The sequence below is a fragment of the Actinacidiphila oryziradicis genome, from assembly GCF_005047355.1.
Lineage (GTDB): Bacteria > Actinomycetota > Actinomycetes > Streptomycetales > Streptomycetaceae > Actinacidiphila > Actinacidiphila oryziradicis.
In genome coordinates this window covers 1-22728 of record NZ_SUMC01000048.1, presented here as the reverse complement: position 1 = coordinate 22728, position 22728 = coordinate 1, and the positions used below count along the sequence as shown (strand labels likewise).

Below are 22728 nucleotides of genomic sequence, written 5' to 3'. Positions count from 1 at the left end.
GTCTCCCTCTCCCGCTCAGGCCGACTGCATGTCGGCAGCGGTGTCAGTCTTCTTCGCGGTACGGGCGGTGGCAGTAGCGGCGGCCTTGCGGCCCCGGGCCTTCGGCGCGGGACGCCAGGCCGCAAGCTGCGCGGCGCTCAAGCCGCGCTTGGCACGCTCGGCATCCAAGAACGCCCCGAACTCCTCCGCCGCGTTGCCGCCCCACTCCTGGTCGTCCGACCCGAACCACTGCCGCACCCACGGCATCAGCTCAGCCAACCCCGCAAGCAGCGGCGCTATTCGGGACTCCTCCCAGCTCAGCTGGGAGGCGCGGTCCTTAACAACGTTGACCAGCGCCTGGGCCTGGTCGCGGTGGTCCCAGCCGGCCCAGCCGAGCAGCAGGGTCGGGTCCGCGTCGGGATTGGCACCGGGGTAGGAGACGAACCGCTCCTTGGGAACGTCGAGCTTGCCGCGGTTGGACCAGTACGAGGTCTTGACGAAGTCGGCGGAGGCGTACTTCGGCGGGACCGGGATGCTCAGACGCTCACCGGTCGCGTCCTCCGCCCGCTGCTGCTCCCAGACATCCTCCCACTGGGCGCGCTTGCGCAAGCCGGTGTCCTTGTAACGGAGCGCAGCGAGGTAGGGGACGTGCTCGACGTCGAGGACTTCGGCCAAGACCGCTTCCAGCGGAAGGTCCCGCTTGCCGAGATGGTCGGCGGCATAAAGCGCTGCAACGGCAGACACCTCAGGGTCCAGCTTGGCGAGCTCATCGGCAAGCTGACTAATCGTGAGCGGACGCGGCTGCTCGAAACCGTCGCGAAGCGCGAACCACAGGCGGCGATCCTCGACTCGGTCAAGCAGCCAGGTGCGCAGCGCTTCCTTCTCCCGCTTCTCCCACGGCTCGGACGCCCAACGGCGCTTACACTCCGGCCGCTCGATCAGCGCGAGGTCCCTGCGCTTCTCGATCACGTCGATGCGGTTCTGGACGATGGCGCGGTACCAGCCGGGCCAATGGGCGGGGATCTCGGTGATGGGCGTGGAGTGGTGACGGGTGAACCACGCCGTGTCCAGCTCGCCAGCGGCGACCTTGCGTGCGAGGACGATCTCGAACGCGCGCTCACCGAGCTTGACGGGCGGGAGCGCGTCGATGTCGGGGGCGGTGAGGCGCTGATCGTTTGTCCCGCTCAACCGGACAAGATCGTACGCACCGTAGACCTCCCAATCGAGCTCCTCCTGAAGCGCGACCATCCGCTCACGAGTGGCGGTGTGGGCGGCGTAGGCAGCGTCGAACACGGAACGGGTCGGCGTCGCGCCGGACGCGCACACAGCGGAAGGCTCGTGGACAGCGAGCTCCTGCGCGGATGCGTCGATAGCGCGGCCGAGCGCGAGGGGGAGTCGGCCAGGGAGGGGGAACTCCTGGAGCTTGGTGCCAGTGAACTCGTAGAACTTCTCCCAGTCCTCACTGGCGATACCGCCACCGATCCCTCCGTTGCCTTTGTCATGGCAAACCTGCTTCAGCCAGAAGCACGCCGCCGACGAGTTGAGCACCCCCAACAACTCCAGGTGCTCATCCTCCCCCGCCCTCTCGGGCAACTTGATCACCGGCGCGGTCTGCTTGAACACTTTCCCGCCCCGGTCCAACGCGAAGTGGTTGTGCGTCGCCACAAACGGGAAGGCGATCCCAAACGGTACTGAGAACCGCTCAGGATGCCATCGACTCCATTCGTACCACGTCAGGCCGATCTCCTCGTGTGTGCCACCAGGCTCGCGGCGAGTGCGCAAAAGTACCCGATGTGTCCACAGTTGTTTGGAAGAGGAAATATCAGAAAGATCAGCGATCAGCTCCTTCGAATATGGGAACAGGGCCTCCGTCACCGGGTCTAGATCCCAATCTCGTATGATCTGCCCTTGGACAAGTTGGATGGACCGGGAGGCAGCGACCCCCTGGCGCCGCCATGCACCTGGCGGGGCGAAGTAGGAATCATCGGACCCCGTGTGTGCTGTACGCCCGATCAGCCGGACGGAATCCTGCAGGCGACTACAGGCAATGGCCTCAAGCGCGCTAACGAGATCACTCGCGCCGCCACCGCTGAGAGACCAGGGATGCACAGTCCAATTACCGCGCTCGGAATCGATCACAGAGACCCACTCCGACTCGCTCTCGGGCGCTCCCACCTGATCGACAATCGCAGTCCACACTACACCCCGCGCCGCATCCACCGGTTGCGATGGCTCACCGCGCACACCCAACACGGCGCGAATGGGCTCCCTCTGACGGGGGATGTGATTGCGCCCGATTAGGATCACCGTCGGCGTACCATGCCCGGGAATGTATGCCCCAGAGGTGTCAATAACGTGCGTCAGGTGCACGCCCTCGCGATCGCTGACGAAGAACTCCTCGATCAACTTCTTCCCGAACTCCCGCTTAATAAAGGAGTTCGCGGTGATCTGCCCGGCATACCCCGCCGCCCGCTCCGACCCACCCGCACGGATAGCGAGCTGGAACAACCGCTGCGCGAACGGCACCGACAGCGCGTACGTCCCCGCGCAAGCGCTGTACGCCTTGCGGTAATTGTCGTTCTCCTGCTTGTCCTTCACCGTGATGTACGGCGGGTTTCCCACCACCACGTGGTAGCTCGAAACCCCCAGCAGGTCGCACCGCTCCGCGTACTCCTTGACGTCCTCCGTCCTGTACGCGAAAGCCTCGCCGTCCGACAGCAGATCGACCTGGATGCCCGCCGCCCCCCGCCCGTGCAGCAGCGAGTCACCCGCCGCCACGTTGATTGGGAACGCCGGGGCCTGGTCGAGCCGTTTCGCCCCGCCGGCTTGCAGAGCTGCGATCAGCAGGCGGAAGCGGGCGATCGACACCGCGAACGGGTTCTTGTCGCAGCCGTGCACCGACTCCGACGTGCGCCGGATCAGCTCCCAGACATCCGTGCCCGGCTCGGCCTTCTGCCACTTCGCGAGCAGCCGCTTGAACAGGCCCAGCAGGAAGTGCCCCGACCCGCACGCCGGGTCGATCGTTCGCAGGCCCTTGCGTATCTCACCGTCCCCGCCGACGACCGTCTCCGGTTCAAGGCCGAATTCCCGGACCGCCGGTTCCAGCGTCAGGTCGAGGATGAACTCCTCCACGAACTCCGGCGTCTGCAGAAGTGCGTATGTCTTGCGCGCGTGCTCGCTCAGGTCCTGGTACAGGTCGCCGAGGAACCTGGTGCTCCACCCCTCGTGCTCGACGACGCCGTCGGCCCCCACCACCGTCTCGTCGGTGAAGTCGTGCAGGATCTCGCCATCCGACCCGCGCCGCCGCCAGAACTTCAGCAGCCCACTCGCCGCCTCGTACGACGGTGCCAGCTCCCACAACGGATTGTGCGCGCGGTCGAACAGCCCGGCCACCGCCGGATTGGTCGCGGCCAGCGACTCGAACGCGTGCACCAGCCAGTCCCGGTCGTTCTTCTCCGGGTTCAACCGGAAGAACTCCGCGTCGCGGTCCTCAGCGTCCTTCAGGCGCTCACCCGGGCCGGCCAGGAACGGGTCGGCGATCAGCTGGTTGTCCTCGCAGAAGCGGACGAACACGCACGCCAGCACCCACGCGGCCGCGACCTGCGTGATCCGCTCGTCCCGCCACGCCCCGTACGTCGCCGCGGTGCGCTTGGCCTCCCGGGCCTGCGCGTACTCGGTCTCCAGCTTGGCCTGGTACTCCGCCACGACCTCGCTGCGCGCACGCAGGTCGTCCTCAAGTGCCGTGACCTGCTTGCGCAGGTCCTTCAGCAGCTCCGTCTGGTTCACGCCACGCCCGGACACTCGCCCGCCCCTCCCCATCCCCATTGACATGCAGCAACATCCAGCGCCGCCCTCCCGAGGGGCGGCCTCTCAGCCGGCCAGCGGTGCCGCCCCGGCCGTCCTCAGCGTGTCGAGGAACGAGCGCTCCAGCACCACCCGCTCGGCCTCCCCCAATACCTCCACCGTGCGTCGGTCCAGGTGGGGGGTTCCGCGCGGGGACTCCGACGGGCACAGCACCCACAGCCCGTGCGGGCTCGCCCCGCCCCGCCGTGCGGCGTTCTGCAGCTCCACGAGCGTCTCCCGTCCGCCCGCCTCCCAGTACCGCCCGAGCAGCCCGGCGGTGTGCACGAACACCACCGCGCCCGGCCGCTCTCGCGCCGTCTGCGCGATCTGCTCGCCGACCCTGGGCCATACCCGCGAGACGTACGACCGCAGGCCTCCGGGCAGTTCGCCCGAGCGCGTGAAGGTGGTGTCCGCGCCGAGCACCTTGCTCCAGTCCGTCCCGCGCTCGCCCGCGAGAGCGCGGAACTCCGCCAGGAACACCTGCGCGAGGTTCACCGGCACCACCGGCAAGGCCCCCGCCACCGCCTCCGCGGCGCCCGCGAGGTACTTCAGGTGCACGTTCAGGGCGACGAAGCCGCCGCGCTCGACCGCCCCCCGCAGCTTCCCCGCCAGCAGCGCGTCCGGGTCGCGTCCGGCCGAGGCCGCGCCGATGGCGGCGCTGCCCGCGGCGGTCAGCGTGCCCGTGCCCGTTCCGCTGCGCAGCTGGGTCCCGTTCACCGAGGGCGCGGGCGGGCGGAAGCAGTGCGCGGCGGTGTCGTACTCCAGCGGGAAGTCCGCTTTCTTCAGCGCGTCCTCGACCCTGACGTGCGTGGGGGCGCCGAAGTCCAGCTCCGGGAAGCGGTAGCGGACCTTGGCGAGCAGGTCCTCGACCGTGATGCCCAGCTCTCGCCGGACACCGGCCGGGGCCTGGGAGATGCGCAGTGCCCGGTCCAGGCTGAGGTCGCGCGGGTAGAGCTCCAGCCTCGGTGACGCCGCCGCCATCGCCGCTGCCGCCGCGGCCAGGGCGACCAGGCGGGTCTCGGCGAGCGGGGCCATGCCCTGCGGGGTGGGGACGACGCGCAGGTCCCGCACGACCGAGGCCCGTCCCGGCAGGGGATCGGAGCCGGCCAGCTCGTCGGCCTTCGCGCCCAGCTTGGCGGCGTAGTCGGCCAGGTCGGGGGCGCTGGGTGCGTTCGATCCCGGCAGCGACTCCAAGGCGATGAGCACCCGCTCGCCGCGGCGCAGTACCGCCAGCCGTGGCTGGTGTTCCTCGTCGCGTCCGTCGGGCAGGGCCTCGGCCTCCACGGCGGCGCGGACGACGGCGCGGGCTTTGGCCAGGGTCCGCGCGGGGGTGTCGGCGCCCGCGCCGTGGCGCACGCGCAGCTCGACAGCCAGCTCCTGAGGAGTCATTACGCGTCCGGCCGCGTCCAGGACGGCGACGAGTTCGTTGCGTATGTGCTGCAGCCATCCCGTCTGTGCCCACTCTTTGATGGCGGCGACGTGGTGGCGGGAGACGGTGGGCTGGGCGGTCTGCAGGGCGCCGGCGATGGCGACTTGGGTGGGCCAGGGGGCGAGCTTTGCCTCCCACGGTTCGGGCTGGGGGCCGTCGCCGGGCAGGCCGAGGGTCGCGCGGATGACCTCGGACTTGTTGGAGGTGGCGCGGGTGGGGCCGGGGGCGAGCAGCGTGGCGAGTTGGTCGACCGGTCCGCGTGCGGTCACCTGGTCCAGGACCGCCTCCTCGCTCCCGGCGGACGCCGTAGCCTTGCCGGACGGGGTCGCGGGCCCCACGGCCTTGCCCGTCGCCGCCGCGCCCGGGGTCCCTGCTGTGGGCTTGCGGCGTAGCGCGGTGGTCCATTGTCTGTGGCGGCGTTTGAGTTCGTTGCGGATGAGGACGCCGGCGCCGCGTGCTTGGGAGAAGCGGTGTGGTGGCAGGGCCAGGAGGTCGCTGACGGTGCTGGCGCCCAGGTCGGCGGCGACGGAGACGGCGCGTGGCGACAGGCCGGCGGCGATCAGCTCCGTCGTCGGCTCGGCGGCCAGTGCTGCTGCGTCGCGGATCTCTTGCAGGGTGTCGGAGTCGGTGGTGGCTGTGGCGGTGGCGGGGGTGGTGGCGGGTGGGACGGCGTCGGCGTGGGTGAACAGCTCGCGCCAGGCCGCGCTCATCTGTTTGAGGGAGTCGAAGCGGTGGGCGGTGTCGCGGTGCAGGGCGCGGGCGAAGTACGCGGTCAGGCCCTCGCGTAGGCCGGGCTCGAAGAGGTCCTCGGCGAGCGCCGGGTGCTCGTCGCTGGTGGTGCGGGGGTCGCCGGTGCCGTCTCCCCAGACGGGGCGCTCGCCGCTGGCCATCTCGTGGAGGGTGACGGCGGCGGCGTAGTGCTCGGCGTAGTCGTCGAACTCGCGGCGGTGTCCGTGGTCGAGGAAGGGGTCCAGGTAGCCGCGGGTGCCGGCTTTGACGTCGCGGTCGGGGACGTCGGCCAGGGAGAAGTCGAAGAGCATCAGGTGTTCGCGGCCGTCCGCGCCGTGCTGGACGCCGAGGTTGTCGGGTTTGATGTCCCGGTGGCGGACGCCCTTGGCGGTGAGTTCCTCCAGGGCCTTGAAGAGGTCCTCGCCGAAGCTCTCCAGGTCGTCGTAGGTCAGGCGGCCCTGGCCGCGCAGGCGCTGGGCGAGGGACTGCTCGCCTGCGTACTCCAGCTCCAGGACGGTTCGCCCGCCCAGGGTGCGCGGGCCGTCCAGCAGCCGGACGATGCGGCCGCCGCCGACCTGCTTCAGTGCCGTCGCCTCGGCGTGCAGCCGTGAGTCTTTCCCGGCGTCCAGGGCGACTTTCAGGACCCGGGGCTGGGGGAAGCCCGCGCCGTCCTCGGGGTCGGCTTGCACGAGCAGGGCGCGGGCCGTCGCGCCGCTGCCCAGCACCCGCACCACGCTCCACTCCGCGTCCAGGGCCTGGCCGGGGGTGGCGCTGAGCGGGTCGGCCTCCGCGGCGGCGGCCTGGGAGTTGACGTCCTGCTCGGCGGTGTCCAGCCGCTTGAGGAAGGCGTCGACGGATTCGAGGCGGTCGGCGGCGTCGGAGCGGGTGGCCTGGTAGATGAGTTCGTCCAGGGAGGCGGCGATGCTGTCGCTGACGGCGTAGGGGTGCAGGCCGCCATCAGCGCCCAGCCGGGTCATCAGTTCGCTGCGGCGGGCGGCGGGGGCGGTGCCGGTGAGGATGAGGTAGGCGACCGCGCCCAGGCCGAAGACGTCCAGTTCCACCGGGTCGGCGTACTCCTCCTCAAAGCCCGGGGCGAGGTAGACCTCGGCGGCGTCTGGGAGGTGCTCCTCACCCAGCGGGCTGTTGCCCAGCGACCTGAGCGAGGTGGCCTCGAAGTCCCGCGCGGCGCTCTGCCAGTCGGTGATGCGAAGCGCCGGCTGCCCGCCGTCGGGCCGGGCGGTGACGTAGATGGAGCGGGCGGCCAGAGCGCGGTGGTAGAGGCTGCGGCGGTGCGCGTAGCGCAGGGCATCCGCGAGCTGGCGGACCATGGCGCGGCGGGTCTCGTCGCTGAGCCTGGCCCCGTGTGCGGCCAGGTAGTCATCCAGCCGCAGATCCTCGTGGCGGTGGCGGAACAGGATGGCCGGGCCGCCCTGGTGCTCGCGGAAGTCGACGGCCTGGGCGATGCCGGGGTGGGTGATGCCCTGCAGCACCTGATACTCCCGCAGCGCGGCGCGCTCGGTGGAGCGCCGGGCCGCCTCGGTGGCCTGCAGCTCCACCAGGTAGACGCGGACCCGGCCCTCCTCATGGACCAGGCCCTCGCGCTGCGCGAGGCGGTCCTCCCAGGTGTCACCGGCATCCAGGGGGCGCGGCTGCAGGCGCCAGTCGCCGAAGTCCAGGTGCGCGGTAGAGGCCCGGACGCCGATCGTGCGCATCAAGTCATCCAGGCGGCGGGCGAAGTCCGCGGTGATGCGCTGCTCCTCGCGCAGCGGGGGCGTGGCAAGCAGGTCCTGCCAGATGCCGGGCAGGCCGCTCGCGGCGCCGTCGCGCCCGTAGACGCGGATGCGCTGGACCTCATCCAGCTCACTGACCAGACCCGGGGCGGAAAGGAAGACCGCGGGCTCCACCCGCGGTATGCGCAAGGCCCGACCCGAGGACAGCTTGCGGGCGGCCCACTCCAACTGGCCCTTGAGCTCCTTGGACTTCAAGTCCGTCAGGTGCAGCGGGTTGGGGATGGTGCGGATCTTGTCCTCGCCCTGGAAGGACCAGGTGGAACCGTGGTTGACCAGGCGCCCGGGGTGCGCCTTCAGCTCAACCAGGTACAGGCCCCGCGGCACGGCGATGAACAGATCACACTCATTGACGCGGCCGGAGGCCGCGGAGAAGGAGAACGTCGCCCAGGCGCGGTAGGGCTCGCTCTGCGGCATGAGCCGCTTGACGTGGTCCAGAGCGTCCTGCTCCCACGGGAACGGGGAGGTGCGGGTCTGGTGCCACCGCTGGACCTTGGGCTGAGCCGGCTTGGGCGCCGGTCTCGGTGGGGGGGATGCCGACCCGCCTGCTGCCGCCACCGACGTTCACCGCGCCTTCCATCGTCCTGTTAGCTACGCCGGGGCCGTAGCGCATGACTCTTCAGACAGCCTGATTACGAGATTCTGACCACTCTCGCCCGAGTCGAGCACCTTATTATCACCATCCTGTCACAACATGCCAGTTCACACGCCCAACGCGGAGGGACGACAGCAGACGCGACATACCCCCCCATGGCCAGCCATTTACAGCCCCGCTGAGCCCAGCGCACCACCGGCCGCCGCCAGCACCTCGGCGTCCTCACCACCGGCTGACCGCGACAGCCTGCACGGTCAGCCCGCACCGCAGTGACGCCAACGACATCAGTCCACCACCGGGTAGCGCCTACGCGTCAGCGCAGGTGCTACCCACATGACCCAGCACCAGCCCGGCCCGCAGTGGGCCGTCCGCCCGCCTCAACCTGCCCGACACGCGTCCGCTGCACCAGCGCAAGCGCGTGTGGATTGGCGGCATCTTGCTGCTCTCGATCGGTGCCGCATTCGGCGGCGGTGACTCCAGCACGGCCAGCTCCCGCGCCGCGCCCCACGGTCACCGTCACCGCGACCGCCACGAAGACGGCCACGCCGCACCCGACGGTCACTGTGACCAAGACGACCAAGCCCAAGCCAAAGCGACGGCGACGCACAAGTCCAGCACCGGCTCCTCGGGCAGCAGCAGCGGCGGCTCGTCGACCTCCGGCGGCATCACCACGTCCCACCCGGCCACCGCCAAGTGCAACGACGGCACCTACACCTACGCCGCCCACCACCAAGGCGCCTGCTCCCACCACGGCGGCGTCGCCATCTCTACAACTAGCAGCCGACGGCGCAGCGTCTGGTCACGGCGCTGCGCCCTGAACCGGCGCGAGGGCATCCGGGGGAAATCAAGCAAGACCCGCAGGTGAATACCGGCTTGCCAGCCCCGGTACGGCACCACCATGGTGGGGGCTCTGGTTGCGAGGCATGTGATTTGGCGTCAGCTCATCGACTCGCTTGCCGCGGCCAGGACCGCCCCGCTGTCAGCTGCCGTTCGCCGGCAGGCGGTACTCGTACTTGCGCGGGCGCAGGTCTTCCTCGGCGGGCTCCCAGTTTTTGAAGTGTGAGAGCACTCCTTCGGCGGTGGTGTAGGGCTCGGTGCGGGTGTCGACGGTGATGTCACTGACCACGTACAAGTCGACCGTGTTGCCCTTGTCACGGGCGTGCAGGACCTCGTTGATGGTCAGCTCCACACTCGTCGGCGCACCGGTGGTGCCCTTCACCTCCACGTGAGGCTCCTCAGCGGGACAGCGTTCAGACGTCATTTTCGGACCAGACCCGTCACCAGCCGCGGCAGGGCCCCTGTTCGCGGAGTGCCGCGGACAGGGGCTCTGCCGTGCGCCAGTCGTTCGTGAGAGTGATCAGCTGTTGGCGTTGAGGACGGGGTAGTAGCCGCTCGCGTGGCCGGTGGCGGTGGGGTGGTACGACTCCCAGCTTGGCGAGATCACCAGGGAGTGCAGCCAGCCGTCGCCGGAGCACAGCTCGTGGCCGTTGAAGGTGGTGCGGACGTCACCGAAGACGAAGCCGTGGGCGGCGGCCCGGTTGGCGATGACGCTGTCGATGGCGTCCGAGGCCTCGTCGATCTTGCGGTGCTTGGTGTCGCTGAGGCCGACGCAGTAGACGTTGAGGGTGTACATGTGCGGGTAACCCAGCACGACCACCTTGGCGTTGGGCGCCTTGGCGCGGATCGCGTTGTAGGTGGCGTCCAGGCGGGCCGGGAGCGTGTTCTGGGCGTAGCTCTCGGCCTGGTTGACCCGGTTGACGCAGTCGGTGTCCGTGCCGGTCACGCAGGTGTTCATGACGTCGGAGAAGCCCGCGTCATTGCCGCCGATGGTGATGGAGACCAGCCCGGTGGATGAGTTCAGCGGGGCGAGCTGGTTGTTGGTCACATCCGTGGTCGCCGCACCCGAGCAGGAGGTGTCGGCGAACGAGGAGGGTGCGTGGGCGTTCTTCCACAGGTACGGGAAGGCGTTGAAACTGCGGTGGCAGTTGCCGCTCGAACTGTCGTAGTTCCCGGCGCCGTTGCCGGAGGAGTACGAGTCTCCCAGCGCCACATACGCAGGTCCGGCAGCATGTGCCGGACCGGTCAGTAGCAGGCTGAACATCATCGCGAGGATCAGCGTGGCGAGAGCTGATAGCGACTTGGTCTGTCTCACGGAACCTCCCTGGGCGGGAAAGCTGGCTACCACTTGGTAGCAAGCGATAGCCACCTAGGGGAAGTGTTCATGCCAAAGATTCTTCCCGCGTAGACCCCGTGTTCACGCCGTGGGAGAGCGGGAGGTGGTCGGGGCGCGGCCAGCGGGTGCCGATAAATCATCCGGCCAGCTCGTGTGCCACGAACGCTGAAGGAGGCGTTGATGTAGGAGCTTCTGGAGAGTCCCTGGTGTGGCTCGAGGGCTACCAAGCCCTCCTCCGCTGGCGGAAGGAGAACAAGATCACCGGCCTGTACGCCGTCCCCTACGACACCGAGACGACGGTGGGCGTCACGAAAAACTTCCCGCTGGGCAGGTGGGTGCACCAGCAGAGGAAGGCACTGCGGGCCGGGGAGCTGGAGCCGCGGCGCAAGGAACTGCTGGACGCCCCGGAGGCCGGGATGGTGTGGGAACCCGGCGAGGAAGCCTGGGAGACCAAACTCGCCGCGCTGCGCTCCTACCGGCAGGCCACGGGCCACCTTGCTCCCCGCCAGGACCAGGTCTGGGGCGAGAGCGAGGCGATGGTGCCGGTCGGCCAGCACATGGCCAATCTCCGTAGGAAGGGCGGTCTCGGGAAGGACCCGGAACGGGCCGAGGAACGCGCGCAGCAGCTGGCCGCGATCGACCCAGACTGGAACTGTCCCTGGCCGCTCGACTGGCAACGCCACTACCGCGTCGTCAGCATTGAATCGGCATCCGTGTCACCACTCGAAACCCGACTCACATCCCACTGAACAGCACAAACCCGATGACAACCACACTGACATAACTATGCCGAACCATCACTGACAAAAGGTTGCAGATCATCACTTCGCGTTGCGGCCGGTGGCGGCGATGACCGGGGCGATGAGGGTGATGCCGCGCTTGACGGAGGCGGCGAAGTTGGCGGAGCTGGGGTAGCCGGCGTCCATCAGGTGCTGGCCCGGGGTCAGGTCACGGGTGATGAGCTTGTCCTGGATGTCGGTGGTGGCGGTGACGTCGGGGTCGGTGGCCGCGGTGGTGTGCACGTCGGTGACCAGGTTCGGGGTGCCGGGCTCGCAGCTCTCCGTCAGGTGGCACTTGCTGCCCGCCCACTCCAGGTCGCTCTCGCCGGCGGGGGTGGTCTTCGTGCTGTAGCGGGCGTCGGGATCGTGGGGCGAGTGGACGCGCTCCACTGCGGGTGCGTTCGTACTGCTGGTCCCACACGGTGCGCAGGATGGTGACCTTGGGCAGGGTGTTCATCCAGTCGGCGGTGGGGTCGGCATCGATGGCGTCCAGCAGTTCCTGGCCGTCGGTGCCGATCTGCTCGGCCAGCATCTGGGCGGAGGCGCCTGAACGGCCGAGCAGGCGGGAGGTCTCCACCTTGCGGCCGTAGCGCTGGTCCCAGCCCTCCTTCAGGAGGGGCACCACGAAGCCGGGGCTGATCACGATGATCTCCTCCAGGGCGGCGCGCAGGCTCTCCCCGACCGTCTCGATCCGGTTCAGCCGACGCACGCAGGCGATCACGTGGCTGGAGTCGGTGCGCTGCCGCCCACCCGCCTTGACCAGGCCCGCCTCCTTCAACCAGGCCAGCATCAGGTCGAACACGGCGTCGGCCCGGCCGTCGGCGGCCAGTCGTGTGCGGAACTCCGACAGGACGCTGTAGTGGAAGCTGGGAGCGTCCAACTCGCGGCTGAGAGCGTATTTCCACGAGATCCGGTCGGCGAGGGCCTCCGCGGCCTGGCGGTCGGAGAGGTTGTGGCGGAACTGCAGGATGACCACCATCAGCAGCAGCGCCGGCGACAGGCCCGGCTGACCCAGCTCGGAGAACATCCCGGCCAGCGGGCCGGAGGTGAAGTCGGCGTCGGTGAACAGCGGACCGAGTGCGTCACGGACCCGCATTTCGTCCGTCCTGCGCCACCCTTGGCGGACAACGCCCTTCGGCGGGCAGGCCACCACTGTCCCACGTCACTGCAGCCAGACTTCGCCAACAGAGTCCCACTACCTGCGGATTCGGGTCAGAGGGCGGTCAGGTTCGCCCACTGATCAGGCTGCCGTGCCGGGAAACACCAAGGCGGAGTCAAGTTTCGCAGCTGTCGCAGCACCGAACCTGTGGATCCCCGGCACTCCATTGACTTGTGTCTCATATGATCTTCCTAATGGTCGTTCAGCGGATCTTCACGTCCACCGTCACTCCGAGTGCCGGTGGGCGGCTTCTGAAAGCACGTAAAGGAGTTGTTCGTTGAGCACGTCTCACTAAAGACGGTCAGCCGCGGCGCGGATGGTGTCCGCCACCCTGGCCACCTTGAGCGCCGCTGGGCTGGCGGTTCTGGGTCTGCAGGCACCGCTTGCCACAGCCCAGCCGCAAGCCGCCGCCGGCGCCACCACCACCAACAGCGCCTCGTACCAACCCGCTTGCGGCACCCCGAAGCCGGGTCAGTTCTCCTGCTACGCACTGCGCCGCACCGACGTCCCGTCGGCCAGGGGGCCGCAGCCCGCCGCGGCCGCTCCCGTGGGTCTGGGACCGGCCGATCTGCAGAGTGCCTACAACCTGCCGAGCGACGGCGGTGCGGGACAGACCGTCGCCATCGTCGACGCCTACGACGATCCCACAGCCGAAGCCGACCTGGCCGTGTACCGCCAGCAGTACGGCCTGCCCGCGTGCACCACCGAAAACGGCTGCTTCTCCAAGGTCGACCAGCGCGGCGGCACCCAGTACCCGCCGGCCAACTCCAGTTGGGCCGGCGAGATATCCCTCGACCTGGACATGGTCTCCGCGGTCGCGCCGAACGCGCACATACTCCTCGTCGAGAGCGACAGCGCCGACAGCGTCGCCCTGGGAGCCGCCGTCGACGAGGCCGTCGCGCTCGGCGCCAAGTACATCTCCAACTCCTACGGAATGAGCGAGGTTCCGTCCGAGACGGCCTCGCTCGACGCCTACTACGACCACCCCGGCGTCGCCGTGGTGGCGGCCTCCGGTGACTCCGGCTACGGCGTCGGCTATCCCGCCGCCTCGCAGTACGTCACCTCGGTCGGCGGCACGTCCCTGACCCGTGACGCGAACAGCCCGCGGGGCTGGACGGAGTCGGCGTGGTCGAACGCCGGCTCGGGCTGCTCCGCCTACGAGTCCAAGCCGGCCTTCCAGAAGGACAGCGGCTGCGCGAACCGCTCGGTCGCCGACGTCTCCGCCGAGGCCGACCCGAACACCGCCGTGGCCGTCTACCAGACCTACGGCCACAGCGGCTGGACCGCCTACGGCGGCACCAGTGCCGCGTCCCCGATCATCGCCGGTGTGTACGCCGACGCGGGCACCCCCGCGCCGGGCACGTACCCCAACTCCTACCCTTATGAGGCCGGGAACGGGCTCAACGACGTCACCAGCGGCAGCAACGGCAGCTGCACCATCCTCTACGAGTGCAAGGCCGGTACCGGTTACGACGGCCCGACCGGTCTGGGCACCCCGAACGGTCTGCAGGCGTTCCGTACCGGTCCGCACGGTGAGCTGTCCGGCACCGTCACCGACCAGGCCACCGGCAAGCCGATCGCCGGCGCCACGGTCAGCGACGGGACCAGCGTCACGCACACGAACGCCCAGGGAAGCTACGAGTTCGGACTCCCGGCCGGCAGCGACGACCTCACCGTCACCGCGTTCGGCTACGCGAGCGGCACCGCGACCGTGACCGTCACCGAAGGCACCACCTTCACCAAGGACTTCGCTCTCGCGCAGCTTCCCAGTGAGACCCTCTCGGGCAAGGTGACCGACGGCTCCGGGCACAAGTGGCCGCTCTACTCGAAGATCACCATCGACGGCGACAGCAATCCCGTGTGGAGCGACCCGGTCACCGGTGCCTACAAGGTGACTGTCCCTCAGAGCTCCGACTACACGCTCCGCTTCGACGCCTTCTCGCCCGGTTACAAGGAGGCCACCAAGACCGTCCACGTCGGCCAGGCCCCGGTGACCGCGGACGCCGCCCCGACCGCCGACCCCTGGCAGGCCACCGCCCCCGGCTACGCCCTCCACCTCTCCGGCGACACCCAGACGTTCGACTCCACCAGCTCCGCGCCGCAGGGCTGGAGCGTCGTCAACGCCGCGGGCCTCACCAACGGCTGGCAGTTCGACGACCCCGGCAGCCACGGCAACCACACGGGCGGCAGCGGAGCGTTCGCCAGCGTCGACAGCCGCCTGGCCGGAACAACCGGGCACACGGACACCCAGCTGATCAGCCCGGTGTACGACTTCACCGGGAAGACCGACCCGGAACTCGCCTTCGACACCATGTACACGCTCAACCCGTACAGGCAGACGTTCGAGGTGGAGGCCACCGACGACGGCGGCGCCACCTGGACGAGCGTCTGGACACCGGACGTGAACGCTGGCTACTCCGCCGGACCGGACAAGGTCGAGATCCCGCTCACCGACTTCGCCGGCAAGCCGGCCGTGCAGCTGCGCTTCCGCTACACGGCTCTGTGGAGCTGGTACTGGGGAATCGACAACGTCTTCGTCGGGCAGCGCGACTACCCGCCCACGCCAGGCGGCATGGCCGTCGGCACGGTGACGGACGTCAACACCGGCCAGGGGGCGGTCGACGCGACCGTCGCCGACAAGAGCGACCCCTCGGTGCAGGCGGAAACGGTCCCCACCCCGGAGGACCCGAACACCGCGGACGGCTTCTACTCCCTGTTCGTCCCCGGAGCGGGTAAGCACGTCCTCGACGCCTCCAAGCACAACTACACCACCCAGTCCGACACGGTGCAGGTGCCCGCCGACGACACCGTCCCGGCCTCCTACCGGCTCAAGGCCGGGCAGCTGCAGGTGACCCCGGGCTCGCTCGACGCCTCGGTCGGCTGGGGCAAGCACGCCACCAGGAAGCTGACGGTCAAGAACACCGGCACCGCGACCGCCACGCTCCAGATCGGCGAACAGGCCTACGGCCTGGGGTCGCAGCCCAGCACGGCCAAGGGCGCTCCTCTCCAGCGGATCACGGGTGACTACCCGATGGGGTTCCTGGGGGCGAACGCGAAGACCGGCACGCCGGCGGCCAAGCCGTCTCCTGTGCCTTCGGACGTCCCCTCGGCAGCCCCCTGGCAGAGCGCACCCGCCCTGCCCGACGCCGTGATGGACAACGCGGCGGACGGCTACGATGGGAAGGTCTACTCGTCCTTCGGCGTCGCCGGAGCCAACGGCCCGATGTACAGCACTCTCTACGTCCTGGATCCGGCCGCGGGCACCTGGACCCAGCTGGCCGGCGCCGCGGACGAACGGGAGGCCCCCGGCCACGGCATCATCGACGGCAAGCTCTACGCCGTCGGCGGTTGGAGCACCGACGGCCCGATCGACGCCAAGCTGGAGATCTACGACATCGCCACCAACACCTGGACCACGGGTGCTTCCGACCCCAAGCCGTACGCGGCAGCCGGCAGCGCCGTGGCTGGCGGCAAGCTCTACCAGATCGGCGGCTGCGACGCGTCCTCAAGCTGCGGCACCACTGACACCAGTGTCTATGACCCGGCCACCAACAGCTGGAACCAGATCGCCCCGTACCCGGAGCCCATCTCTTATACCTCCTGCGGCGGCATCGACGGCAAGGTCTACTGCGCAGGCGGTTTCACCCAAAGCGGATTCGTCCAGGACGCCTACGTCTACGACCCAGCCACCAACTATTGGTCCCAGCTGCCCGACATGCCGATCCCGCTGGCTGCTTCGGCGTACGCCGCGGCCAACGGCCTCCTGATGATCTCCAGCGGGGTGACCGGGGACACCATCACCAACCAGGGCTTCGCCTACGACCCGAAGAGCGGCACCTGGAGCACCCTCCCGAACGCCGGCACCGCGACGTACCGGGGCGGCGGAGCCCTCGACTTCTACAAGGTCGGCGGTGCGACCAGCGGAAGCAGCCCCACCACGGCCGTGGAGAACCTCCCGGAGTACACCGACGACGCCCCCTGGCTGAATGAGAGCACCCAGCGGCTCACCCTGCGGCCCGGTGAGCGCGCCACCATCACGGTCACCCTCGACGCGCGGGTCGCGCAGATCACCAAGCCGGGCGACTACAGCGCTCAGCTCGTGTTCGACAGCACCACCCCGTACCCGCTCCCGGCGGCGAAGGTGACGATGCATGTCGCCCCACCGAAGTCCAAGACGAACTGAACCCCAGGAAAGGAGCTGGGTGACCGGGTAGTCACCCTCACTGCACGCAAGGCGCCACTGCACGCAAGGCGCGGACGTTACACACGACAACCGAAGCCCCGGGTCGGCGCGTAAAGCGAAGGTCGTCGGTTCGAATCCGACAGGGGGTTCCAGCCCGGGCCCGGGTCAGGGCCTGGACAGCCCGGTGAGCGATCTGCTCACCGGGCTTGTGCGTGAGCGGAGGCCGACGCAGGCCTCCGCTGCCGCTGCCTGCGATCCGCGACCTGACCGACGAGCAGGTCCGCGGTCGCGTGTGTCCGCGCACAGGTGTCCGCCGGGCGGGGTGTACGGTTCCAAAAGTTCCGCGCCTGCGCTGACCTTGCGGGTGCCGAAAACCCCATCCATGGCCTGTGACGTGCAGGTTCTCGCGAACGGCCGGTGATCGCCGGGCCAGCGTGTCAGGCTGATTGATCGTGCTGCTGCGACTGTCCTACCTCGCCGTGTCGGGTGTGTTCGCCTTCATACGGCTGCTGCCGGCGAGTGATGTGGACAAGGACATCGAGATATTGACGCTGCGCCACCAGTTGGCCGTCTTGCAGCGGCAGATTGACAGGCCGCGCGTCACGCCGGCGGACCGTGCGTTCCTTGCCGCGCTCCTCCATCGGCTCCCGAGGCCCAAGCTGCGGCAGCTGCACCTGATCGTCTCCCCGGAGACGATCCTGAGGTGGCACCGTGACCTCGTGCGCCGTCGCCACGCCGAGGCGTCTGGTCGCAAGAAGCGGCCGGGCAGACCGCCGACCCGGCGCAGCATCCAGGCTCTCGTCCTTCGCTTGGCACGCGAGAACAGTTCCTGGGGTTATCGGCGCATCCACGGCGAACTCGCTGCCCTCGGCATCAAGGTCGCACCCTCCACGGTCTGGGAGATCCTGAAGCAGCACGGAATCGAGCCGGCGCCCGAACGCGACCGTCAGACCTGGGCCGCGTTCCTGCGCGGCCAGGCCCACGCGATCCTGGCCTGTGACTTCTTTACCGTCACCACCCTGAACGGCGCGACTCTTTATGTCTTCGCCGTCATCGAGCACGCCAGCCGCCGCATCCGCATTCTCGGCGCTACCACCCACCCCACCGCGGACTGGGTCACCCAGGCCGCCCGGAACGTGGTCATGGACCTCCAGGACGCCGGCGCCACAGTCAGGTACCTGATCAGGGACCGCGACAGCAAGTTCACCCGGGCGTTCGATGCAGTCTTCGAGGGCGAGGGTATCGAGATCGTCACTACCGGTGTGCGCGTTCCCCCGCATGAATTCGATCATGGAACGCTGGGTGCAGACCTGCAGACACGAACTCCTCGACCGTACCCTGATCTGGAACCTGCCCCACCTGCTCCACACGCTCGGCGAGTTCGAGTCGTTCTACAACCAGCACCGGCCTCACCGCACCCTGCACAGCGCGGCACCCCTGCGGCCGGTTCCCGAACCGATCACCGAACCAGACCGACTCGACCGACTCGAGGTCCATCGACGCGACCTACTCGGCGGCACCCTGCACGAGTACGCACATGCCGCCTGAGCTGCGCGGACGCAATAATCGGCACCCGCAGGCCACATCCGCTCGCCGAAGGGTAACGAGAAGTCGCTGCAGCGCTTCGACGATGTGTGCGGCGGGACGTGGTGGCGTGAGTATTTCGCCGACGCGTCGGCCGCAGCCGACAAGGACGGCGCTGCGGAGGACGCCATCGAGGCGGTGGCTTCCGAGTACGCCCGACGTCTGGCCCGGCGTATGGGCATGCTCGTACAGTCGGTGCCCGTGTCGCACTCGCCGCGCAAACGTGCCGTCTACCGGCTGGTGTTCGCGACCCGGAGCCAGTACGGCCTGTGGGTGTTCGGTGACACGGTCGCCCGGGCGCGGGACGAGTGGTGGAAAACGCTCCAGTCGCGCGAGGAAAGCGACGACCTGGCGCTGTTCTCGATGGCGTCGATGGCGCGCCCGGACCCGCAGGAGGTCGAAAACAGGGCACTGTCAAAGATCGCGGACAACCTGGAGAAGCTGCTGCTGCTCACCCGGCGGCCCATCAAGCTGGTCGACCACACGCTGGAGGTCTTCGGAGACTTCTACGGGCAGGTGACCGAGCCGGTGGTGCGCAAGGCGGTACGGCTTCTGCACGATCAGGGCAAGACGCCCAGCGACGGTGTGGGCGTGAGGAAGATTCGTGAGATCACCGTCCGTCCCAAGGATCTCGCCGCCTGACTCCGTGTGGCCGGGCAGCTGACTGCCCGGCTATGTTCACGGGATACGGCCGTTCAGGCGGCCGTGGGCAGCGGCATCTGGTCCCAGGTGCGGCCGTCCAGCGTGCGGCCGCCAGCCTTCGGGGTGCGGCCGCCCCACTGCTTGAAGAAGAAGGCGACGTTGGCGTCCTGGCAGCGGTCGCGGATCCCGGTGACCCAGGCCGCGTCCAGCGGGCGGTGGCGTGGGCCGGACTCGCCGCCGGCGATGACCCAGTGGATGCTCTCCAGGTTCAGCCCGGGCAGCGGGCCGAGAAGCGGCTCGCAGGACAAGAATCGCACAGCGGCAGGAACCTGCCGCAGGTCGTCCACGCGCGGCAGTTCCGCCTGCGACTCCACGGACACACCCATCCATACATTCGGCGGCCAGTCCAGTTTCGGCGCGAGCTGACGCAAGCGGCGGGCCCGCTTGGTAAGGACCTGGTAGGTGTGCTGCGGAGTGTCAGCCATGACCTCGAAAACCTGCCGGACCAAGCCGAGTGGCACGCGGGCGTGGAAGAGGTCGGACATGGAGTTCACGAACACCACCCGCGGGCTCTTCCAGCCGTAGGGGATGTCCAGGGCATCCGGGTGCAAGGTGACATCGAAGCCCGGCCCGGAGGTGCGGGGATCGCCGTCGTTCTGGTACTTCGCCGCTCCCATCGCCTTGAGCCGTTTGGCCAGGGCGAGGGCGTAGCAGTTGTCGCAGCCGGCCGAGACGCGGTCGCACCCGGTGGTGGGGTTCCAGGTCGCCTCGGTCCACTCGATGGCGCTGCGGTCGCTCACCGGTCTCTTCCTGCCATGCACGCCTTCACGCCGTCACCCAGGACGGGCACGGTGTGCTGCCTAACGATGCCTCTATCCCGCCAGTACCGGCGGCCGTTGATCGGGATTGCCAGGGTTTCTGGCCGTTCTTCTAACCTCAAGTTTCGAATCTAGTAGTCGAGTCCGATGGAGTCGACAGGGCAGACCTTCGGCTGTGGTCGTGCAGCTGCTGCCCCACCAGATCATGACCGCGCAGCCATCCCGCCGAGAGGGCCGGTCCGCTGCACCCGGGTGCGCATCGCGGCACGCACCTGAGCCGCCCCTGCCGCGTACGGGTCCAACTCGCCGTCGTCGACCGGCGGCGTCCCGGCAGCCGGGCGGGCGGTGAGCAGCGCGGCGGTGCGGGTGGCCAGCAGGTGCCCGGCGACGCGCGCCCGGGCCTGCCCGGCTGCCTCCTTCGCGGCGGCGCGGGTGACGAACCGGTGCCAGCTGCGCATCTTCTCGTTCGCGAGCTTCGCCTCGGTGTCGGCCTCCGGGCTGCGGGCCAGCAGCGCCAAGGCGGAGCCGCGGTACTCGGCAGCGGCGGTCTCCACCGTGATGCGGGCCAGCAACGCCAGGGTGTCGCCGGTGGCGCCCTGCGCCCGGGCACCGTCCAGGGCCCGGTCCACGTCAGCCCGGATCCCGGCCTCGGCATCCTCGGCCACCGCGTCGACGTCCGCGCGGTCGGAGATGTTGGCCCACGCGGCGGCCGTCATCAGCGCTGTCTCCTCGATCAGCTTCTCCGCCGTATGCCGGTTGCTGCACGCCTCGCACAGACCCGCCGACCTGGGCGCGCCGCAGTCCGCGCACGGGACCGCCTGCCGGGCCTGCGCCTCGGCTCGGCGCGGGCCTGCACGCCTGCGGCCTGGCGGGCGGCGCGCTCCGCCTCGCGCTGCTCCCGCCGGATCTGCGCCTTCTCGGCATCGACGCCGGTCCGGTGCCGAAGCCGCGCCTCGTACGCCGCCCGCCGCTCCGCCTCGGTGGCCCCGGGCAGCTCGGCATCAACCTTCGCGGCCCCGCACCGCGCGCCGGTCGGCCAGCCGGAAATCGCAGGTCTCGCAACTGCCGCCAGTGTCCAGCCGCAACCCGTCGTCGCAGCGCACGTCCGAGCAGACGGCGCGGCGCGGCAGGCCCTTGCCGACCAGCCAGCCCACCGGATCGCTCACCGCCGCCGGTCCGCCCTGCTCGCGCAGGCGGCGGGTCAGCCGGTCCGCCAGCACCGCTTCGGCAACGGCAGGACCTGCGAGACCGGCCACCGCAGCGAGCTGAGCGCGTGCCGCCTCAATGACCACATGACGGGCGCCGCCGTGCTCCAGCCGCGCCCACAGTCCGGCGACCGCAGCGAGCACGACCTGAAGATCACCAGGACGCCGGGGCACTCTCCCCTGTCGCTGGCCGCTGTGACCTGCACCGACCTGGGCGGGCAGCCGCACGGCGGCGTCCGGCTGCTGCTCCTGGTCGCGCTCCTGGCCCCGGTCGTCGTGATCCTGGTCGTGGGTGGCGGGGGATTCCGGCTGTTCCCCGCGAAGCGGGCCGCCCTCGCTGTCCACGACAGTCAGCCGCGGCGTACCTTCGCCACCGGCAACCCGGTCCTCGCACGCGCCCGCGCGCTCCGGCTGACGGCAGGACCCCCGACCGGCTTCGCCGAAAAACCCAAAATCACCAGCACCATCAGCAACCTCAGTAACCACACAAGGGTGGTCAGTGTGAAGGGCTGCCGTAGCGTCGGGATCTTCAACACCGGGCCCGGCAGCCTCCGGCACGGCCTTGACCTGCGGGTTTTCACCCGGGTCCGGAGTCTCACCAGGCCTGGCCGTACCGTCGGGGTCTGAAAAACCAGCAGAAGGGGACACAGCACGGCGCTCCGGGACTGCCGAAACCGTGTCCCGGCGGTGCGCGGCGACGACCGCCGGCACCACCAGCCGGCCCCGGTGGCGCAGCCCGGAGCCGGTCTCCCGGCGCGGACGCTCCACCAGGCCGCCGTCCTCCAGCCGCTCCAGCACCCGCTCCCCGCCCGCCGCCGCCGCCGCACAGCCCAGCAGCCGCGCCAGCGTCACCGCCGCCCGCCCCCGCTGCTTGTCCACCGTGCCGCCGCACAGCCGCACCCGCCCGGTCTCCGTCGCCTCCAGCACCAGCAGCAGCAGCGCCAGCCGATCAGTCGACGCAGCCCGCCCCGTCCGCGCACCCAACAACCCGGCCGGGGTGACCGAACCGTCCCGGTGCGCCCACCCCGGAGCGAACAGCGCCTCCAGCAGCCTCAACCAGGTAGCCAGCTCCTTGCGCTCCAGCGCCAGCGCGTGCCCGATCACCCCCCGCGCGTCCCACAAGCGCCGGAGGACAGCCGCCGACGGGTGGCCGGGGTGGGTGCCTCCGGTCGCCGCGGTTGAACGTACCCGCGTCGGTGTGGCGCCGAGGGAAGACGGACGCTACGGCGTGGTGCTGAGTGTGAGGATCTGTGCGGTGCTGGAGCTGCAGTACGCCAGATTGAATAGGGGGCCAGGATATCCGTTCGGTTGCGGGTTCACCTGTATGCACGCGGGCGTGGGATTGCCGAGCGTATAGGTGAGGACGAACCGGTACTGGTTGCCGGTTGTGCCCACTGGCTGGAGCGTCCACTCGTCGTTGACGGAGTCGGGAGGCACTGATCCGCTGCAGGCCGTTTGCCGGAGGGCGCTGCGACACGGGACGACGCATTGGCCGGTGGCCTGGCTGGTGACCTCGTAGGTTCCGGCTGGCCCGTTGGGCATCGCGTGGAAGGCGAAGGCCTGGGCTGTGGAACCGTTACACGGGTGGCCGTATGTGTCGAGGAAGTAGTGACTGGGGTCGGTCGTGCTGGTGTCCAGGCAGGTGTTCTGACCCGAATCCGCAGGTAGTGGCGAGGTTCGGCGGCTGATACGACGACAGGTGCTTCTGCTGGTTTGAGATGATCGAGGTTCTCTACGCCTGATCGCTCTCCCCAGAAGGACACCTGCCGAGTGAAGACGATATCGCGCCGCCGGACGGCCTCCCGTGCCACTGGTCGGCGCGG

The 22728-nt window shown here is 69.4% G+C and carries 12 protein-coding genes and 2 pseudogenes; 5 read left to right on the top strand and 9 right to left on the bottom strand.

The features are described 5' to 3' along the window. Positions 1–15: 15 nt before the first annotated feature. Positions 16–3798, bottom strand: coding sequence for a BREX-2 system adenine-specific DNA-methyltransferase PglX (pglX, locus tag FCI23_RS34800; RefSeq protein WP_136728181.1), 3783 nt, complete (start codon positions 3796–3798; stop codon positions 16–18). A gap of 51 nt (positions 3799–3849) precedes the next feature. Beyond that, positions 3850–8325, bottom strand: coding sequence for a BREX system serine/threonine kinase PglW (gene pglW, locus FCI23_RS34795; protein WP_136728163.1), 4476 nt, complete (start codon positions 8323–8325; stop codon positions 3850–3852). 473 nt (positions 8326–8798) lie between these two features. Between pglW and FCI23_RS60520 the strand changes: the two genes are divergently transcribed. Continuing rightward, entirely contained in the window at positions 8799–9227 is a 429-nt protein-coding gene (locus tag FCI23_RS60520) for a DUF3761 domain-containing protein (RefSeq protein WP_246144355.1), read from the top strand. A 114-nt stretch (positions 9228–9341) separates the two neighbouring features. Here the strand turns inward: FCI23_RS60520 and FCI23_RS34785 are convergent, their stop codons facing one another. Together FCI23_RS34785 and FCI23_RS34780 are read right to left on the bottom strand one after the other, a co-directional pair. Continuing rightward, positions 9342–9623 (bottom strand): protein NO VEIN domain-containing protein, encoded by a 282-nt coding sequence (locus FCI23_RS34785; protein WP_136728162.1) that lies wholly within the window; start codon positions 9621–9623, stop codon positions 9342–9344. Between the two features lie 96 nt (positions 9624–9719). Next, positions 9720–10514 (bottom strand): SGNH/GDSL hydrolase family protein, encoded by a 795-nt coding sequence (locus FCI23_RS34780; RefSeq protein ID WP_169317069.1) that lies wholly within the window; start codon positions 10512–10514, stop codon positions 9720–9722. 218 nt (positions 10515–10732) lie between these two features. Between FCI23_RS34780 and FCI23_RS34775 the strand changes: the two are divergent. After that, positions 10733–11233: pseudogene (locus FCI23_RS34775) on the top strand (helicase associated domain-containing protein); the annotation flags it as partial. 123 nt (positions 11234–11356) lie between these two features. On the opposite strand, the gene FCI23_RS34770 reads toward FCI23_RS34775, so the two are convergent. Both FCI23_RS34770 and FCI23_RS34765 read right to left on the bottom strand, forming a co-directional pair. Next, positions 11357–11557, bottom strand: coding sequence for a hypothetical protein (locus tag FCI23_RS34770; protein ID WP_136728161.1), 201 nt, complete (start codon positions 11555–11557; stop codon positions 11357–11359). After that, positions 11484–12410 carry a transposase gene (locus tag FCI23_RS34765; RefSeq protein ID WP_136728160.1) on the bottom strand — a complete coding sequence of 309 codons (927 nt, stop codon included), beginning with the start codon at positions 12408–12410 and terminating at the stop codon, positions 11484–11486. The genes FCI23_RS34770 and FCI23_RS34765 overlap by 74 nt, the downstream gene beginning before the upstream one ends. Positions 12411–12813: 403 nt before the next feature. Here FCI23_RS34765 and FCI23_RS34760 point away from each other — a divergent pair, with 403 nt between their 5' ends. From FCI23_RS34760 to FCI23_RS34750, 3 genes and pseudogenes are all read left to right on the top strand, one after another. Next, positions 12814–16656, top strand: a complete 3843-nt coding sequence (locus FCI23_RS34760; RefSeq protein ID WP_211265574.1) for a Kelch repeat-containing protein — start codon at positions 12814–12816, stop codon at positions 16654–16656. 452 nt (positions 16657–17108) lie between these two features. Then, positions 17109–18204: pseudogene (locus tag FCI23_RS34755) on the top strand (integrase core domain-containing protein). A gap of 84 nt (positions 18205–18288) precedes the next feature. Next, positions 18289–18882, top strand: a complete 594-nt coding sequence (locus FCI23_RS34750) for a hypothetical protein (protein WP_246144352.1) — start codon at positions 18289–18291, stop codon at positions 18880–18882. Positions 18883–18935: 53 nt separating this feature from the next. Here the strand turns inward: FCI23_RS34750 and FCI23_RS34745 are convergent, their stop codons facing one another. From FCI23_RS34745 to FCI23_RS34735, 3 genes are all read right to left on the bottom strand, one after another. Next, entirely contained in the window at positions 18936–19682 is a 747-nt protein-coding gene (locus FCI23_RS34745) for a DUF5131 family protein (protein ID WP_136728158.1), read from the bottom strand. Positions 19683–19903: 221 nt separating this feature from the next. After that, complete coding sequence (locus tag FCI23_RS34740; protein WP_136728157.1) at positions 19904–20416, bottom strand: hypothetical protein; 513 nt, start codon at positions 20414–20416, stop codon at positions 19904–19906. 285 nt (positions 20417–20701) lie between these two features. Next, positions 20702–22027 carry a hypothetical protein gene (locus tag FCI23_RS34735; RefSeq protein ID WP_136728156.1) on the bottom strand — a complete coding sequence of 442 codons (1326 nt, stop codon included), beginning with the start codon at positions 22025–22027 and terminating at the stop codon, positions 20702–20704. Positions 22028–22728: the final 701 nt, after the last annotated feature.

Coding starts and splice junctions, on each gene's coding strand:
- FCI23_RS34765 (WP_136728160.1), bottom strand. CDS start 12,410: ATGCGGGTCCGTGACGCACTCGGTCCGCTGTTCACCGACGCCGACTTC.
- FCI23_RS34785 (WP_136728162.1), bottom strand. CDS start 9,623: ATGACGTCTGAACGCTGTCCCGCTGAGGAGCCTCACGTGGAGGTGAAG.
- FCI23_RS34740 (WP_136728157.1), bottom strand. CDS start 20,416: ATGACGGCCGCCGCGTGGGCCAACATCTCCGACCGCGCGGACGTCGAC.
- pglX (WP_136728181.1), bottom strand. CDS start 3,798: ATGGGGAGGGGCGGGCGAGTGTCCGGGCGTGGCGTGAACCAGACGGAG.